The sequence below is a fragment of the Leifsonia sp. SIMBA_070 genome, assembly GCF_046534635.1.
Lineage (GTDB): Bacteria > Actinomycetota > Actinomycetes > Actinomycetales > Microbacteriaceae > Leifsonia.
Genome location: NZ_JAWRYK010000566.1, coordinates 1 through 255 on the forward strand (window position 1 = coordinate 1; position 255 = coordinate 255).

A 255-nucleotide genomic window follows, 5' to 3' on the forward strand; every position below is an offset into this window, starting at 1 on the left:
GTTATATGATAAATTTGTTGTTTTAGCAAATTATAAAAGAGGTATTATGTTATGAAGTTTGAAGATAAACGTATGTTAGGTATCCAATTAGGCTGTTTAATTATGACAGAGGAAAATCAATACTTAGTTATTAAAAAAAATGAAGTTTATTCTTTATTAAATCTTAAAACCGTAGAATCTGTAACATTTGAAGTTCCTTTGGCGAATCTAGAAGAAATGTTATTTGAAGATTTAAAGGAAACTATTCAAGATATT

The 255-nt window shown here is 24.7% G+C and carries 1 protein-coding gene; it reads left to right on the plus strand.

Translation table 11 applies throughout. The features are described 5' to 3' along the window. Window positions 1-51: 51 nt before the first annotated feature. A partial coding sequence (locus tag SB754_RS21480; RefSeq protein ID WP_410784351.1) for a hypothetical protein occupies window positions 52-255 on the plus strand: 204 nt, incomplete at its 3' end.